This is a genomic window from Kitasatospora sp. NPDC058478, assembly GCF_042720345.1.
Classification (GTDB): Bacteria; Actinomycetota; Actinomycetes; order Streptomycetales; family Streptomycetaceae; genus Kitasatospora.
In genome coordinates, this window is the sequence record NZ_JBHXML010000004.1 from 40,330 (window position 1) to 57,158 (window position 16,829).

The following is a 16,829-nucleotide window of genomic DNA, read 5'->3' on the forward strand; positions in this document are numbered from 1 at the left end:
CGCCGGACGCCCGGCCCCACGGTCCCACCCCGAACGGCCCAGCGGCCCAGCGGGCCGGCGGGTCGGCAGGTCGGCGGGTCGGCAGGTCGGCGCAGCTCAGCCCGCGCGCAGCGCCACCGTCATCGCCTCGACGGCGAGCAGCGGGTCCACGTTGCGGTCCAGCGCCCGCCGGCAGGCGAGCACCGCCTCGATCCGGCGCAGCGTGCCCTCCGGCGGGCCGTCCTGCGCGACCCGGTTCAGGGCCTGCCGCTGGTCCTCGTTGGCGAGGGTGCCGCTGGAGCCGAGCTGGAGCGCGAGCACGTCCCGGTAGAAGCCGAGCAGGTCGAGCAGCGCGACGCCGAGGGTCTCCCGGCGGGTGCGGGTGGCCCGGCTCTTCTGCCGCTTCTCCAGCTCCTTGACCGCCCCGGCCATGCCGCGCGGCGCCTTGCTGCCCTCGGCGGCGCCGTAGGCGGCCTTCAGGTCGTCGGTCTCCTTGGCGTCCTGGGTCTCGGCGAGCGCCTCGGCGTCGGCCTTGGCGGTGTCGACGAGACGCTGGGCGGCGGCCAGGCAGCCGCCGATGTCGCCGACCTCCAGCGGGATCCGCAGCACCTCGGCGCGGCGGGTGCGGGCCTGGTCGTCGACGGCGAGGCGGCGCGCGCGCTCGACGTCGCCCTGCCCGGCGAGTGCGGCCAGCCGGGCCGTCTCCGGGTCGACGCCGTCGCGGCGGACCAGCATGTCGGCGACGGCCTCGGCGGCGGGCGTGCGCAGGACGAGCAGGCGGCAGCGCGAGCGGATGGTCGGCAGCACGTCCTGGACGGAGGGGGCGCAGAGCAGCCAGACGGTGCGCGGGGAGGGCTCCTCCACGCCCTTGAGCAGCGCGTTCGCGGCGGCCTCGGTGAGCCGGTGGGCGGCGTCGACCAGGATCACCGACCAGCGGCCGCCGGTCGGGTAGCTGGAGGCGCGCAGCACGAGCTCGCGCATGTCGCCGACGCCGATGGACAGGCCGTCGGTCCGGACGTACTTGACGTCGGCGTGGCTGCCGGCCAGCACGGTGTGGCAGCCGTCGCAGAACCCGCAGCCGGGCGTACCGCCGAGCGCGAGGTCCGGGCTGGTGCACTGGAGGGCCGCGGCGAACGCGCGCGCGGCGGTGACCTGCCCGGCCCCGGGCGGGCCGGTGAACAGCCAGGCGTGCGTCATCAGGGAGGCGTTCCCGCCCGGCTGCGGGCCGGCTCCGCGGCCGGCCGCGATCGTCGCCCCGGCCGACCGGGCGGCGGCGGTCAGCTGCTCGACCACCCGCTCCTGGCCCACCAGGTCGTCCCAGACGGCCACTGCTGCTCCCAAGCTCCGTACGGCAGCGCTCCCGGCGCCTCTTCCCCGCCGTCGAGCATACGTGTCCGCTCCGACAGCCACGGCGCCCTCCGGGGCGCCCACCACCGAAAGGAGGCGCCCCACCGCCGAAGGCGACGGGCGGCGCCGCCGGGGCTCTCCACCCCGACGACGCCGCCCGTCGTCCGTACCGCTGTCCTACCGTCGTCCGTACCGCCTTACGCCCGAGGCCAGCCCCGGCCGCCCCTCAGCCCCGACGGCCCCAGCGACGGCCCTTGCCCTTGCCGCCGCCCTCGCCGACCCCGCCCTCGCCGACCCCGCCCTGGTCGCCCCCGGGGGCGGGCCGGTCCTGGCCGCCACGCGGGTCCTGCGGGGCCGGGCCGCCGTGATTCCAGCGCGCCCACTCGTCACGCGAGCCGAGCAGGGTGTCGGTGAGGCTCGGCAGGTCGTCCATCGGCGTCTCCTCGGCCCACTCCGGCCGGGGTCGCTCGGCGGTGGCCTGCGACTCGTCGGCGGGCTGCGGCTCGTCGCCGACCACCGGCAGCTCGCGGGTGCTGTCCACCGGCTCCTCGCGCCACAGCCCCGGCGGCACCCGGTCCTCGGTACGGCCCGCCTCGGTACGACCCGCCCCCGCACGGCCCGGCTCCACCCGGCCCGGTGCCGGACGCTCCGACAGAGAACGCTCCGACACAGAACGCCCCGGCGCCGGACGCCCCGGCTCGATCCGCGGCAGCACCGCGGTCCGGTCCGCCTCCTCCGTGACCTTCGGCAGCACGGCCGTCTCGTCCACGGCGGTCGGCGGGACGACCGGCAGCTGGGCGGTCGCGTCGGCGGCCTCCGCCGCCCGGACGGCCGCCTGGCTGTCCCGCAGCGACAGCTCCCGCGTCGCCTCGTCGGTGCCGCCGGGCCCGGGAGTGCCCACGGGCCCCGCCCCCGGGACGTCCCGGACGGCCCGCAGCTCGGTGGTCACGGCATCCCCGGGAACCGAACCAGCGGCCGGACCGGCAGCCTGACCAGCAGCCGAGCCCGAGGCCGAACCCGCCGAACCCGCCGAACCCGCCGAACCCGCCAGGCCGGCCGTACCCGCCGCCGCCCGATCCGCCGCCGTCTGCGCCGCCGCAGCCGCGGCCGCGAGCGCGGCGGCCTGCGCCAGCCGGGCCTCCTCGGCCCGCTGCAGCGCCTCCTCCGCCCGGCGGCGCTGCTCCTCGCGCTGGAGCTCCCGCTGCCGCTGCAGCTCCGCCTGGGCGGCCGCCTCGTCGGCGAGGCGCTTGCGCTCGGCGGCCTCCGCGGCCAGCCGGGCTTCCTCCTCGGCCTTCCGCTTGGCCTCCTCCTCGGCGCGGCGGCGGGCTTCCTCCTCCGCCCGGCGGCGGGCCTCCTCCTCGGCCTTGCGCCGGGCCTCGGCGGCGGCCCGTTCGGCCTCCTCCTTGGCCAGCCGCTCCTGCTCGGCCTGTTCGGCCCGCAGCTGCGCCAGCACTTCCTGCCGCTTGCGCTCGGCGGCCTCTGCCTCGGCCTTCTTGCGGGCCTCCTCGGCGGCGCGGCGCTCGGCCTCTTCGCGGGCGAGCCGCTCCTGCTCGGCGCGGGCGTCCTTCTCCTGCTCGGAGAGCGGCAGCTCGCGGTCGAGCCGGTGCCGGATGGCGGTGGTGACGAAGCCGGGGGCCTGGCTGCCGTCGACGACCAGGTAGCGCGCCGGGTCGGCGGCCGCGAGGGCGAGGAAGCCGGCCCGGACCCGCTGGTGGAACTCGGTGGGCTCGGACTCCAGCCGGTCGAGCGCCTCGGTGAAGCGCTCCCGGGCCCTGGTCGGGTCGACATCCAGGACGACGGTCAGGTCGGGGAGCAGCCCGCCGGTCGCCCAGCGGGAGATCCGGGCGACCTCGGTGGCGGCCAGGTCGCGTCCGGCGCCCTGGTAGGCGATGGAGGAGTCCATGTACCGGTCGGTGATCACCACGGCGCCGCGGGCGAGGGCCGGCCGGATGACGTTCTCGACGTGCTCGGCCCGGTCGGCGGCGTAGATCAGCGCCTCGGCGCGGTGCGACAGGCCGGTGTTGCCGACGTCCAGGACGAGGCCGCGCAGCCGCTGGCCGACCGGGCTGCCGCCGGGCTCGCGGGTGAGCACGACCTCGTGCCCCTTGCCGCGGATCCACTCGGCGAGCGCCTGGGCCTGGGTGGACTTGCCGGCGCCGTCGCCGCCCTCCAGGGCGATGAAGAAGCCGGTGCCGGCGCCCTGGCGCGGGGCCGGGCCGACGGCGCCGCGCACCGCGTCGACCAGGTCCCGGCCGAAGGGCGCGGTGCCGCGCCGGTCGTCGGTCCGCAGCAGGACGACGGCGGCGAGGACCAGCGTGAGCAGCCCCGAGGTGGCGACGGCCAGGGCCGCGCCGCCGTGGATGAAGGTGAACGAGCCGGGCTCGACCGTGCCGTACTCGACGTCCCCGTACGCCGCGGCGATCAGCGGGACGACGACCAGCGCGGCGCCGACCACGACCCGCAGCACCGCGTACAGGTGCTCGGTGACCTTCGGCAGCCGGGCCTCCTCGACCTCCTGGCCGAGCAGGGTGCGCCCGGCGGAGACGACGATCCCGGCGGTGAGGCCGGCCAGCACGATGAGGGCCAGGACGAGGACGAAGTCCAGCACCAGCCCGGCCAGGATCAGCGCCACACCCTCGGTGAGCAGCGCCAGCGCGAGCAGGCGGCGGCGGGAGAGCGCGGGCAGCGTGGCCCGGGTGAGCCGGGAGCCGAGGGCGGGCGCCGCAGTGGCGGCGAGGACCAGCAGGCCGTAGCCGATCGGCCCGGCCCGGTGTTCGGCGGCGGTGAGCAGCGCGAGCGCGGCGACGCCGGCCATCGAGGCGTACCCGGCGGCGACGGCGAAGGTGAAGTACGGGGCGCTGCCGGTGCGGCCCTTGCTCAGCGCGGGGCCGGGCGTGGCGTCGGTGGGGGCGCGCAGGCCCTGCAGCGGCGAGTGCGGGGCGACGGCCACCGGGCCGACGGGCAGCTGCTGGAGGTAGTCGCGAGCAGCCGAGGCGGCGAACAGGCCGGCCGCGCCGAGCGCGGCGAAGGTGACCTGGTGGGCCCGGAGCCAGTCCGAGCCGAGAGCGGCGCCGATGTTGTTCAGCAGGGTGAGGGCGACCAGGCCGGCGGCCGCGAGCGGCAGGGTGGCCCAGCCGGTGAAGCGGTCGATGCTCCGGACGGTGTCCAGGTGGGCGGCGGCGGGCCGCTGCTCGGCGGCGGGGGCGTACGGATCGGCGGGCGGCAGCAGGCCGGGGACGGCGGCGTCCTTGGCGATCCCCCGGACCCGCTCGGCGGCACCGGTGACGAACACGGTGGCGAGCAGGACGTAGGCGGCGGCGCCGGAGGGCTTCGGGCCGGAGCCCAGCCAGACGGTCCACCAGGGGGCGAGGCCGATCAGCAGGGCGCACAGCGCGTCGGCGCCGAACAGCGTCCAGCGCCGGTCCAGCCGGCCGGCGACCAGTCGGTGCACCGGTCCGAGCAGCGCGACGCCGACCAGCCCGGTGGCCGCCAGCCGGACGGCGAGGACCGCCGTGACGGCGAAGGCGAGGCTGCGCGGCAAGGCGCCGAACTGGCCGCCGAGGGCGACGGCGATCACGGTGAGCGCGAGCAGCACCAGCAGGCCGAGCCGGTCGGCGGTGCCGCCGATCAGCTGGGTGGTCCACAGGCGCCGGTAGGGGCGCGTCCGCAGCAGCGCGCGAGCCCGGTCGACCGGGGTCCCGGCTGGCGCGACCTCGGGCAACCCGGACGTGGCGTCGCGGGCGGCCGGGGCGGCGCTGGGGGTGGGCTGCTCCTCGCTCGTCATACGGTCAGCGTAGCGGGCTGGGGTTGACCGGAATGAGATGAACGGGGTTCCGGATCCCGCTCATCACCGGGTTGTGACGTTCCGCGCACACCGTCCGACCGGCCTCGGGCCCGCGTCCCCGGGGTGGGGTCGCGGGCCCGTAAGCACTGGCGGGGCACTGGCGAAGGTGCCGGCGAAGGCACTGGCAGCGGCACCGACGGAGCCCCTGCCGGAGGATCCGGAGGAGATCAGCCCTCGTCGGTGGCCGCGGCCTTCCCGACGGCGGTCTTCTTGGCCGCCGTCTTCTTCGCCGCGGTCGCCTTCGTCGCCGTCGCCTTCGTCGCGGTCTTCTTGGCGGCGGTCTTCTTCGCGGCCGCGGTCTTGGTGGCCGTGGTCTTGGTCGCCGTCGCCTTCTTGGCGGTCGCCTTCTTGGCCGGGGCCTTCTTCGCCGTCTTCTTCACCGGCCCGCGCGCCCGCTTCTCGGCGAGCAGCTCGTAGCCGCGCTCCGGCGTGATGGTCTCGACCTCGTCGTCCTTGCGGAGCGTGGCGTTGGTCTCGCCGTCGGTCACGTACGGTCCGAAGCGGCCGTCCTTGACCACGACGGGACGCTCGCTGACCGGGTCGGTGCCCAGCTCCTTGAGCGGCGGGGCGGCGGCGGCCCGGCCGCGCTGCTTGGGCTGGGCGTAGATGGCCAGGGCCTCCTCCAGGGTGACCGTGAACATCTGCTCCTCGTCGGTGAGCGAGCGGGAGTCGGTGCCGCGCTTGAGGTACGGGCCGTAGCGGCCGTTCTGCGCGGTGATCTCCACGCCCTCGGCGTCGGCGCCGACCACGCGCGGCAGCGAGAGCAGCCGCAGCGCGTCCTCCAGGGTGACGGCGTCCAGCGACATCGTCTTCAGCAGCGAGGCGGTGCGCGGCTTGACCGCGTTCTTGCCGGTCTTGGGCGTGCCCTCGGGCAGGATCTCGGTCACGTAGGGGCCGTAGCGGCCGTCCTTGGCGACCAGCATGTTGCCGCTGACCGGGTCCGGGCCGAGCTCGAAGTCGCCGCTGGGCTTGGCCAGCAGTTCCTCGGCCAGCTCGACGGTGAGCTCGTCCGGCGGCAGCTCGTCGGGGATGTCGGCGCGCTGGCCGGGCTCGCCCTCGACGTCGGAGGCGCGCTCGACGTACGGGCCGTAGCGGCCGACCCGCAGGGTGATGTCGTCGCTGATCCGGAACGAGCTGATCTCCCGGGCGTCGATCGCGCCGAGGTCGGTGACCAGTTCCTTCAGGCCGCCCAGGTGGTCGCCGTCGCCGTTGCCGGCCTCGGCGGCGCCGCCGGTCGCGTGGCCGTCGCCCTCGCCGAAGTAGAAGCGCTTCAGCCACGGCACGGACTTGGCCTCGCCGGCCGCGATCCGGTCGAGGTCGTCCTCCATCTTGGCGGTGAAGTCGTAGTCGACCAGCCGGCCGAAGTGCTTCTCCAGGAGGTTGACCACGGCGAAGGAGAGGAAGGACGGGACGAGCGCCGTCCCCTTCTTGAACACGTACCGGCGCTGGATGATCGTGTCGATGATCGACGCGTAGGTGGAGGGGCGACCGATCTCCCGGTCCTCCAGCTCCTTGACCAGCGAGGCCTCGGTGTAGCGGGCCGGCGGCTTGGTGGCGTGGCCCTCGGGGGTGAGCTGCTCGGCGGCCAGCGGGTCGCCCTCGACGACCTGCGGCAGCCGGCGCTCGCGGTCGTCCAGCTCGGCGTTCGGGTCGTCCGCGCCCTCGACGTAGGCCTTGAGGAAGCCGTGGAAGGTGATGATCTTGCCGGAGGCGGAGAACTCGACGTCACGGCCGTCCGCAGACGCGCCGCCGACCTTGACGGTCACCGACTGGCCGACCGCGTCCTTCATCTGGGAGGCGACGGTGCGCATCCAGATCAGCTCGTAGAGCCGGAAGTCGTCACCGGTCAGGCCGGTCTCGGCGGGGGTGCGGAAGCGGTCGCCGGAGGGGCGGACGGCCTCGTGCGCCTCCTGCGCGTTCTTGACCTTGCTGGCGTAGGTGCGCGGGGCGTCCGGCAGGTAGTCGGCCCCGTACAGCTGGGTGACCTGCGCGCGGGCGGCGGAGATCGCGGTCTCCGACAGCGTGGTGGAGTCGGTGCGCATATAGGTGATGAAGCCGTTCTCGTACAGCTTCTGGGCCACCTGCATGGTCCGCTTGGCGCCGAAGCCCAGCTTGCGGCTGGCCTCCTGCTGGAGCGTGGTGGTGCGGAACGGCGCGTACGGCGAGCGGCGGTAGGGCTTGGACTCGACGCTGCGGACGCTGAACGCGGTCTGCTCCAGGGCGGCGGCCAGCTGCCGGGCGGCCTGCTCGTCCAGGTGCAGCGTGTTGGCGCTGCCGGCCTTCAGTCGGCCGTCCGAGCCGAAGTCGCGGCCGGTGGCGATCCGCTTGCCGTCCACCGAGGACAGGCGGGCGCCGAGGGTCTCCGGGTTGGCCGCGTCGGCCGGGGTGCGGCCGGTACCGAAGGTGCCGACCAGGTCCCAGTACGAGGCGGTGCGGAAGGCGATCCGCTCGCGCTCGCGCTCGACCACCAGCCGGGTCGCGACGGACTGCACCCGGCCCGCCGAGAGCTTCGGCATGACCTTCTTCCACAGCACCGGCGAGACCTCGAAGCCGTAGAGGCGGTCGAGGATGCGGCGGGTCTCCTGGGCGTCGACCAGGCGCTGGTTGAGCTCGCGCGGGTTGGCCACCGCCTCCTGGATCGCCGTCTTGGTGATCTCGTGGAAGACCATCCGGTGCACCGGCACCTTGGGCTTGAGCACCTGCTGGAGGTGCCACGCGATGGCCTCGCCCTCGCGGTCCTCATCGGTGGCGAGGAAGAGCTCGTCGGACTCCGCGAGCAGCGACTTCAACTTGCTGACCTGGGACTTCTTGTCCGCGTTGACCACGTAGATGGGGGCGAAGTCGTGGTCGACGTCCACCCCGAGGCGGCGCACCTCGCCGGTGTACTTGTCCGGGACCTCCGCCGCGGTACTGGGGAGGTCGCGGATGTGCCCGACGCTCGCCTCGACGATGTAGCCGGGGCCCAGGTAGCCCTTGATCGTCTTCGCCTTGGCCGGCGACTCGACAATGACGAGTCGCTGTCCGTGCGCGGTCTCGCTGCTCGGGGACACCTTCGCTCTTCTCTCCCGGTCCTTATGTGGGCTGGTCGGCGCCGGCAGCACGGGCTGCGCTCCGCCCGACCCCTCCACCGCCCCGGGGCTGCCGCTGTACGACGACCCCACCAGCGGAGTGTGACCGTACCCCGGCCACTCTTGTCAAACGGAAGGATCCCGCGTTTTCACTTTGCCGGGCTCACCGACGCCACTCGAACGGTAACCCGATGACGGAGGTTCGCGCCCCGTGGAGGGGGGCTTCGGCGGGTTCCGGAGGATGGAATGACGGATTTCAAAATCTGTCAACGGAATATCGACGGCCCCACGGAGGGCCGCAGCGAGGCCTCCGCAGGGCGCCGGCCACCGGTTCCCGGCGAGCCCGACCGGGGTCGGCCGACCGCCCCGGATTCAGCCGTTGACCGCCACGAGCAGCCCGGCACCCGCCGCCAGACAACCCATGCCGAGCACGCTCCACAGCAGGTCGGCGACGGCTGCCCGGCGGACCTCCCCGGCCGCCAGCACCACCCGGCTCGGGCGGCGCGGGTCGTAGCAGATCCGCACCGGGGCGCCCGGAGTGAAGCGGTCCGGACGGCGCAGCGGGGTGTGTCCGCGCGGACGGGTGAGCACCAGCTCGGCGATCCGGCCAGCTCCGGCCCCTTCGGCCGGGGGCAGGACGGAGAAGGAGAGCAGCGGGGCGCTGTCGAGCTGGCCGTGCGCCTCGTCCTCGGCCACGACCGTGGCCACCGCCGACGCCCCCGAGCGGCGCATCCGGTGGCGCAGGCGCACCTCGGCGGCGCACCAGAGCAGCAGCACGCCACCGAAGAGGGCGAGCACCAGCCCGCCCACCGTCGCCGTCGTCGTGTCCACCCCTGGCCCCCGGCTCCCCAGCTCTGTCCACAGCCTGTGGACAGAGCCTCACAGCAGGGGGCCAACGCGCGGCGGCCGACCGGAGACCGCCGGACGAACCGGGGAGTACGGGAAGGTGAACCGGCGCCGACCGCCCCCGCCAGGGGCACCGCACCGAGGACGCCACGCCCGGGTGCATCACCCCGAGGACGCCGCGCCGGGTTCGTCGCGGTGCGCCGCGGGTCAGGCGCGCCGCGCCAGGTGAACCGGATCAGCCTGCCGGGCGGATGAACCCCTGCTCGGTCAGCAGCCGCAGCGACTCGGGCACCCGGTCCCGCAGCACCACCCGGTCCTCGCCGAGCAACTGCGCGATGGCGTCCACGATCTCGCCCGCCGACAGCGAACCGTCACAGACCCCGACGAAACCGGCACCCACCGTGTCCACCTTGGTGGCCCGCCGCATGCCCCGGTTGTGACGCAGGATCACGTGCTCCGGGTCCTCCGCGCCCGGCTCGCCGACCTGCTCCTGGACCACCTCGTCGGCCAGCACGTAACGGGTCGCGAGCAGGCCCGCGTCGTCGTGCGAACGCAGGAAGTCCTGCCGGTCGAACCACTCCTCGATGTGCGGGCCCAGCGGCTGCTCCACCGGGTGCGGCCACTCCTCCACCCGGACGGTCGGGCGCTCCGCGCCGCTCGCCCGCAGGGTGATCCAGCCCATGCCGATACCATCGACCCGGCCCGCCTCGAAGGCGTCCAGCCACTCGCCGTACCGGGCCTGGTAGTCGCCGCCCGGACCGCGGTGATCGCCGCCGTCCCGCAGCCACAACTCGGCGTACTGGGCGACGTCCTGGACCTCCCGCTGGACGATCCAGGCGTCCAGCCCGGTGCCCGCCACCCAGCCGGCCAGCCGCTCGTGCCAGTCCTCGCCCTTGACGTGCTGCCAGTTGGCGAGCAACTGGCAGTAGCCGCCCGGCTCCAGGTGGTCGGCGGCCGAGCGGACCAGGCTGCGGCACAGGTCGTCGCCGGCCATGCCGCCGTCGCGGTAGGTGAACCGGCCGGTCGGCGAGATCACGAACGGCGGGTTGGAGACGATCAGGTCGAACCGGCGCTCCCCGACCGGCTCGAAGAGGCTGCCGGTGAGTGCCTCCCGCCGCTCGAAACCGGACAGCGCCAGGGTCAGCTCGGAGAAGCGCAGCGCGCGGGGGTTCAGGTCGGTGGTGGTCACCTGCCCGGCGTGCCGGGCCGCGTGCAGCGCCTGCACACCGGAACCCGAACCGAGGTCCAGCGCGGACCGGACCGGACGGCGCACGGTGATGTTGGCCAGCGTCGTCGACGCGCCGCCGACCCCGAGCACCAGGTCCTTGCGGGCCACCCCGTGCGCGGTCTCGCCGGATCCGATACCGCCCGCGCCACCCACCGCGCAGCCCAGGTCGGACACCACCCAGGCGTCCGAACTGCCCATCCCGGCCACCTCGTTGGCATACGGCCGGACGTCCACCGTCGCCCGCACCAGCTCACCGTCGGAGCGCAGCCAGCCGTCGGCCAGGCAGTCCTCGACCGGCAGCGCGGCCGCGGCCACCCGGTACGGCACCGGCTGCTGGAGCAGGAACAGCCGGACCAGCGTCTCCAGCGGGCTGCCGCCCCTGGTCGCCCGGAGCGCCGGCACGGCCTCGCTACGGGCCAACGCCGCATAGCCGGTGGGCCCGAGCAGGTCGAGGCAGCCATCGGCGGTGAACGAGGCGGCGAGCAGCGCCTCACGCAACTTGGCGAGGCGGGTCTGGTCGAGAACGGGGCTACTGATCACCCCGCCATTGTCCCCCGCCCCGGACCGGGCGGCCGCCGGGTCCGGGGCGGGTCGGGGGCCGTCTTCGAGGGCGGGTCGGGGCAGGGTCGGGGGCAGGGTCGGGCACCCTCCGGACCGGCGCCGGGGCGGCCGGCCCGACGGCCCCGGGCTCAGCTCGCGCTGGGCACGGGGGTGGTCGGGGTGGTCGGCGGGGCGGCGGGCGGGCTCGCCGGGGTGGTGTCGGTGCCCGCGGAGGGGGTGGTCGACGGGCTCGCGCCATCCGTCGCGCCGGGCGCGGGCGTCCCACCGGGCGCCCCGGCGCTCGGGGTGGCGGACGCGCCGCCCGGGGCCGCGGCGGCGGGCTTGCAGCCGTCCTGCTTGGCCATGGCCGCGCCGAGGTCGCCGCGCTGCAGCTTGCCCTGCGCCTGCGTGGACAGCGAGGCCAACTGCTGGATCTGGTCCGAGATGCTGCGCAGGCCGTCCGCGAACTTCGACTGGTCGGTGTTGGTCACGGCGTCCAGCTTCTTCTGGATGTCCTGATAGCCGTCGGCCGCCTTGGTCAACTCGGCGACGGCGTCCTTCTGCAGGTTCTCGCCGTCCTTCACCTTGGGCACCCCGGCCGCGGTGATGGCCGCCGCGATGTCCTGGTTGGTCTTGGCCAGCCGCCCGATGTCCGTCGAGAGCCGCTTCTGCAGCTCGGTCGGGGTCTCGCCGGTCTTCACCTGGGCGGTGTCGGCGAGCGCGGCCTGCGCCTGGACGATCGGGTCCTTGGCCGAGCCGCAGACGTTCGACGCCCAGGACTCCAGCTGCTTGCCGTTGTCGTCGCCGCCGCAGCCGACGGCGCCGAACGCGAGCAGCGCGCCGAGGACGGGTACGGCCAGCAGTCGCTTGTTCACCGGGAGGAGCCTTTCGGTTTCGGTCGTCTTCGGTCGTCGAACCTACACGGCCGATGTCCGCCGCCTGCCGACCGGTTCCCGGGCCCCGGGTTGCCCCCACCGGGTGCCCGGCCCCGCTCGGGCGCGCTCGACGCGGATCGGGCGGATCGGATCGCCGGGCCGGACGGCGCGCGGCACGCCGACCGGCGTGCCGAAGCGGACCTCTTCGCTCCCGGTGCTCACCGAGGAGCTGGTCGGCAGCTCGGCCCGGAGCGCCTCGGTGGTGGGTGCGGCCTTCAGCGTGGCGGCGGCCTGTCCGGCCTGCCTGGCCTGTCGACCGGCCGCAGAATGCGAATCCGCAGGGGCTTCCTTGTCGCGACGGGTCCGATCACCGATCGGACCCGGTCGTGCCGGAAGCAGCGAACCGCCAGATTCAACAACGTTTCAACGCGTCCCAGAGGACCGGGCCGACGCCCGGACCACCCCGGGCACGCGAGGCACGCCGAAGGCCGGGCCCTCAGACCACCACGGACTCGACCGAGACCGGCCAGCTCATCCGGATCAGGCCGCCGTCCGTGCCGTTGGTGACCTCCAGGTCCTCGACCAGGCCGGTGATCACGGCGAGGCCGAGGGTGTCCTCGTCCGGGTCCGCCCCCTCGGCGGCACCGGAGGCCGGGACGGCGGCGGGGCCGGCCTCGTCCTCGACCTCGATGAGGAAACGCTTCTCCTGGTCGGTCAACGCGACCCGGACCGTGCCACCGATGCCGCCGCGCTGGTGCAGGCCGACCGCACGGGAGCAGGCCTCACCGACCGCGAGCCGTACCTCGTCGAGCACCGACTCGTCGACCCCGGCCCGTCTCGCGACGGCCGCGGCGACCAGCCGGGCCGTTCGCACGTGCTCCGGAAGCGCGCTGAATCGAAGTTCGACGGTTGCCATCTCTCCCCTTCGGGGTGCTCCGACCAGGGCCGACGATGCGGCCCCTGCGGGCCGGCGGAACCGGCCCCGGGGCGGCCGGGAAGCACCGGGGCCCGCAGGCCCCGGCACTCCGGACGCTTGGAACGAACGGGCCGGCCTCCACGGGCACGGGCCGGCCCGGCCGCGTCAGTCGGTCGCGTTGACCGCGTCGTCCACCGAGGTGTGGATCGGGAAGACCTTGGTCAGGCCGGTGATGCGGAAAATCTTCAGGATGCGCTCCTGGTTGCAGACCAGGCGCAGCGAGCCCTCGTGGGCACGCACCCGCTTCAGACCGCCCACCAGCACACCGAGACCGGTCGAGTCGAGGAAGTCAACGCCTTCCATGTCGACGACGAGGTGGTACTTGCCGTCGTTGACGAGCTCGACCAGCTGCTCCCGCAGCTTCGGGGCGGTGTACACATCGATCTCGCCGCCAACCTCGACGACCGTACGATCGCCGACTGAACGGGTCGACAGGGACAGGTCCACGGAACCTCCAGCACCTTGCCTTGCTACGTCATGTGCGATCCTCGGCCGGCCGGCCGCCACCGCATGGTCGCGAGCCCGGGCGCGCCCAGCCACACGTGGCAAGCCTCGGCGCTGCGACCCACGGCCATCCGGCCGTCACGGCCACATTCAACCACCTGCGACCATGCCCGCACGATGGCTTACGACGATTCTCCGTCACGCCGGTGACACACTGGGTCCTCATGCCGCCCCGACACAGCCTGCCCGAGGCACTGCTCACGACCCTGTCCACCAGCCGGGGGCGGTCCGACCGGCTCACCCATACGGAGCACCTTCCCGCCCGACCTGCGCGTTATGCGCCGTGGCCCGAGTCGATCCGGCCCGAGATCGTGGCCGCCGCCCTCGCCGTCGGCGTGGAGCAGCCCTGGGCGCACCAGGCAGAAGCGATGAATCTGGCCAAAAGCGGTCAGACTGTGGTGATCGCCACAGGCACCGCCTCGGGCAAGTCGCTCGGCTACCTGGCCCCGGTCCTCAGCGACCTGCTGGACGGCACCGAGGCCCGCAACGGCCGCGGCGCCACCGCGCTCTACCTCGCCCCGACCAAGGCGCTCGCCGCCGACCAGCGCCGCCGGGCCGCCGAACTCGCCCCGCCCCGGGTCCGACCCGCCCTCTACGACGGCGACACCCCGCCCGAGGAACGCGAGTGGGTCCGCCAGTACGCCTCGTACGTGCTCACCAACCCGGACATGCTGCACCGCGGCATCCTGCCCGCCCACGCCCGCTGGGCCTCCTTCCTCAAGGTGCTGCGCTACGTGGTCGTCGACGAGTGCCACAGCTACCGGGGCGTGTTCGGCTCGCACGTCGCCCAGGTGCTCCGACGGCTGCGCCGCATCTGCGCCCGATACGGTTCGTCACCCACCTTCCTGCTCGCCTCCGCCACCACCGCCGACCCGGCCGCCACCGCCGAGCGCCTGACCGGCCTGCCCGCCCGGGCGGTCACCGAGGACGCCTCGCCGCGCGGACCGATGGTCTTCGGCCTCTGGGAGCCGCCGCTGACCGAGAACGTCGGCGAACACGGCGCGCCCGTCCGCCGCACGGCCACCGCCGAGGCCGCGCACCTGCTGACCGACCTGGTCGAGCGCCAGACCCGCACCGTCGTCTTCGTCCGCTCCCGCCGGGCCGCCGAACTCGTCGCCCTCCAGACCCAGGACCAGCTCGGCCGACCGCTCGCCGACCGGGTGGCCGCCTACCGCGGCGGCTACCTCGCCGACGAACGCCGGGCCCTGGAACGCGCGCTGCACAGCGGCCGGCTGCTCGGACTCGCCTCCACCTCCGCTCTCGAACTCGGCGTCGACGTCTCCGGCCTCGACGCCGTCCTGATGGCCGGCTACCCCGGCACCCGGGCCTCGCTCTGGCAGCAGGCCGGGCGGGCGGGCCGCGAGGCCCAGGGCGCGCTGGCCGTCCTGATCGCCCGGGACGACCCGCTGGACACCTACCTGGTGCACCACCCGGAGGCGCTGTTCGCGGCGCCCGTCGAAGCCACCGTGCTCGACCCGGACAACCCCCACGTCCTCGCGCCGCACCTGTGCGCGGCAGCCGCCGAACTCCCGCTCACCGACGCCGACCTAGAGCTGTTCGGCCCTTCCACCGCACCGCTGCTGCCCGTCCTGGAACGGCGCGGCCTGCTGCGCCGGCGCAGCGACGGCTCCTGGTACTGGACCCGCCGCGAACGCGCGGCCGACGCCGTCGACCTGCGCGGCAGCGGCGGCAGCCCGGTGCAGATCGTCGAGGCCGACACCGGCCGCCTGCTCGGCACGGTGGACGCCGCGGCCGCCCACACCACCGTCCACACCGGGGCCGTCCACCTGCACCAGGGCCGCACCTTCCTGGTCCGGGAACTCGACCTGGAGAACTCGGTCGCCCTGGTCGAGCCGGCCGACCCGCCGTACACCACGGCCGCCCGCGACATCACCTCCATCTCCGTGCTCGACACCGACACCACCGTTCCCTGGGGCGAGGGCCGGCTCAGCTTCGGTTTGGTGGAGGTGGTCAACCAGGTGGTCGGCTACCTCCGGAAGCGGATCTCCACCGGGGAGATCATGGGCGAGAGCAAGCTCGACCTGCCGCCCCGCACGCTGCGCACCCGCGCGGTCTGGTGGTCCGTCACCGAGGACCAGCTGCTGGACGCGGACCTTCCGCTCGACCAGCTGCCCGGCGCCGCCCACGCCGCCGAGCACGCCTCGATCGGCCTGCTGCCGCTGTTCGCCACCTGCGACCGCTGGGACATCGGCGGCGTCTCCGTTCCGCTGCACCCCGACACCGAACTGCCCACCGTGTTCGTCTACGACGGCCACCCGGGCGGGGCCGGCTTCGCCGAACGCGGCTTCCAGCGGGCCGTCGAGTGGCTGACGGCCACGCGCGAGGCGATCGCCTCCTGCGAGTGCGAGCGCGGCTGCCCGTCCTGCGTCCAGTCACCCAAGTGCGGCAACGGGAACGAGCCGCTGGACAAGGCCGCAGCCGTCCAACTGCTGGATGTCCTGCTGGCCGGCGCCCCCACGACGGCAGGCGCCCGGACGGCAGGCTCCAGGACGGCAGGCTCCAGGACGGCAGGCTCCAGGACGGCGGACCCCTCAGTGGACCCTGGGGCGGCGGCTCCCTCAGCAGACTCCTCAACAGGCCCTTCAGCGGACCCCTCAGCGAACCCCTCAGCGAGCTCCGAAACGGACCACGAGACGGACCCCGAGAAGGACTCCGAGGCGAAGCCCGAGCCGAGCGCGGACGGTGGGCCGCCGACCGGCTCATGAGCCCGCCGCCGAGCCGCCGGTCGGCCCGCCGAGGCCGTCCTCGGCGGCGGTGACCGCGGCCCGCACCGGCCCGGCCCGCGCCCTCGCCCGCGCCGGGCCGACCGGCAGACGCGCCGGCAGCCCACCGACCGTCACCTCGGCCACCACCTCGACGGCGTCCCCCGTCCGGTCCACCGTGCAGGACACCAGACCAGCGCCCTGCGCGGCGGCGATCCCCTCGGCCCGCCCGCACCCGCCGTCCGGGTCCAGCAGCAGCCGGTCCGCGGCCGCGAGCGCCGCCAGGTCGGCGGCCGACTCGGCCCGATGCCGCGCGGCGACCACCGCTCCGACCGCGATCGTCCCGGCGAAGACCGCCGTGCCGAGCATCGCCAGGGCGAGCAGCCAGACCGTCGCCGAACCGGCGTCCGGCCCGCGCCCGCCGACGGCGGCCGCCCGGGCGGTACGAGTCCTCGCCCACCGCCGCGCCCCCAACCGAACCCCGGTCAGGCCGGCCATGAACCACCACCTCCCGCGATTACCGCACCTCCCGTGGCCCCCACGAGGGTGTCCTCCCGCGCCGCCACCGCGGTCGCGCCCAGCCGTACCGTGAGCAGTCCGCCGAGCCTGCCCGGCGCCCCGCACGGCGCGTCCACCTCCACCCGCACCACCTCCGCCGCCATCGCCACCCGCACCTGGGCCCCCGGCGGCGCGGCCGCGCGGGCGAGTTCGGCGGCGTCCGCCTCCCCGCGTGCGGCCGCCCTGGCCCCGACCCGGGCCGCGTCCACACAGCGGATCTGCGCGGCCGCCGCCAGTACGCCCCAGATCAGCATCGCCGCGAGCAGGACGAGCGCCGGCAGGGCCACCGCGGTCTCCGCCGTGACGAAGCCCGCATCGCCGCGACGGCCCGGCCGCAGCGA

11 protein-coding genes are annotated in these 16,829 nt (G+C 74.9%); 1 reads left to right on the plus strand and 10 read right to left on the minus strand.

Going from position 1 to position 16,829, the window contains the following annotated elements; all coding sequences use genetic code 11:
* Window positions 1-96: 96 nt before the first annotated feature.
* The 8 genes from ACFWPT_RS03180 to bldG all read right to left on the minus strand — a co-directional run bounded on the left by ACFWPT_RS03180 (window position 97) and on the right by bldG (window position 13,150).
* Complete coding sequence (locus tag ACFWPT_RS03180) at window positions 97-1,308, minus strand: DNA polymerase III subunit delta' (RefSeq protein ID WP_380373045.1); 1,212 nt, start codon at window positions 1,306-1,308, stop codon at window positions 97-99.
* Window positions 1,309-1,552: 244 nt separating this feature from the next.
* Window positions 1,553-5,110 carry a dTMP kinase gene (gene tmk, locus ACFWPT_RS03185; protein WP_380479118.1) on the minus strand — a complete coding sequence of 1,186 codons (3,558 nt, stop codon included), beginning with the start codon at window positions 5,108-5,110 and terminating at the stop codon, window positions 1,553-1,555.
* 227 nt (window positions 5,111-5,337) lie between these two features.
* Window positions 5,338-8,220: a type I DNA topoisomerase gene (topA, locus tag ACFWPT_RS03190; protein WP_380479121.1), complete on the minus strand. Its 2,883-nt coding sequence runs from the start codon at window positions 8,218-8,220 to the stop codon at window positions 5,338-5,340.
* Window positions 8,221-8,610: 390 nt separating this feature from the next.
* Window positions 8,611-9,069, minus strand: coding sequence for a DUF3592 domain-containing protein (locus ACFWPT_RS03195; protein WP_063348697.1), 459 nt, complete (start codon window positions 9,067-9,069; stop codon window positions 8,611-8,613).
* Between the two features lie 250 nt (window positions 9,070-9,319).
* A complete protein-coding gene (locus tag ACFWPT_RS03200; protein WP_380479124.1) occupies window positions 9,320-10,852 on the minus strand; it encodes a methyltransferase in 1,533 nt (510 codons plus the stop codon).
* 149 nt (window positions 10,853-11,001) lie between these two features.
* Entirely contained in the window at window positions 11,002-11,727 is a 726-nt protein-coding gene (locus tag ACFWPT_RS03205) for a hypothetical protein (RefSeq protein ID WP_063348695.1), read from the minus strand.
* Between the two features lie 496 nt (window positions 11,728-12,223).
* The gene (locus tag ACFWPT_RS03210) at window positions 12,224-12,643 is read right to left on the minus strand and encodes an ATP-binding protein (RefSeq protein WP_380479128.1); all 420 of its coding nucleotides are present in this window, start codon (window positions 12,641-12,643) and stop codon (window positions 12,224-12,226) included.
* A 165-nt stretch (window positions 12,644-12,808) separates the two neighbouring features.
* The gene (gene bldG / locus ACFWPT_RS03215) at window positions 12,809-13,150 is read right to left on the minus strand and encodes an anti-sigma factor antagonist BldG (RefSeq protein WP_049659132.1); all 342 of its coding nucleotides are present in this window, start codon (window positions 13,148-13,150) and stop codon (window positions 12,809-12,811) included.
* Window positions 13,151-13,371: 221 nt separating this feature from the next.
* Between bldG and ACFWPT_RS03220 the strand changes: the two genes are divergently transcribed.
* Complete coding sequence (locus ACFWPT_RS03220) at window positions 13,372-15,933, plus strand: DEAD/DEAH box helicase (protein WP_380479131.1); 2,562 nt, start codon at window positions 13,372-13,374, stop codon at window positions 15,931-15,933.
* Here the strand turns inward: ACFWPT_RS03220 and ACFWPT_RS03225 are convergent.
* Complete coding sequence (locus ACFWPT_RS03225; protein WP_380479134.1) at window positions 15,928-16,428, minus strand: Rv3654c family TadE-like protein; 501 nt, start codon at window positions 16,426-16,428, stop codon at window positions 15,928-15,930. The genes ACFWPT_RS03220 and ACFWPT_RS03225 overlap by 6 nt on opposite strands.
* Window positions 16,416-16,775 carry a TadE family type IV pilus minor pilin gene (locus ACFWPT_RS03230; RefSeq protein ID WP_380479137.1) on the minus strand — a complete coding sequence of 120 codons (360 nt, stop codon included), beginning with the start codon at window positions 16,773-16,775 and terminating at the stop codon, window positions 16,416-16,418. Before ACFWPT_RS03230 ends, ACFWPT_RS03225 begins: the two co-directional genes overlap by 13 nt.
* Window positions 16,776-16,829: the final 54 nt, after the last annotated feature.

What these genes read in the sequence shown, in the direction of transcription:
- tmk (WP_380479118.1), bottom strand. Translation starts at nt 5,110, where the DNA reads ATGACGAGCGAGGAGCAGCCCACCCCCAGCGCCGCCCCGGCCGCCCGC.
- ACFWPT_RS03210 (WP_380479128.1), bottom strand. Translation starts at nt 12,643, where the DNA reads ATGGCAACCGTCGAACTTCGATTCAGCGCGCTTCCGGAGCACGTGCGA.
- ACFWPT_RS03220 (WP_380479131.1), top strand. Translation starts at nt 13,372, where the DNA reads ATGCCGCCCCGACACAGCCTGCCCGAGGCACTGCTCACGACCCTGTCC.
- ACFWPT_RS03225 (WP_380479134.1), bottom strand. Translation starts at nt 16,428, where the DNA reads ATGGCCGGCCTGACCGGGGTTCGGTTGGGGGCGCGGCGGTGGGCGAGG.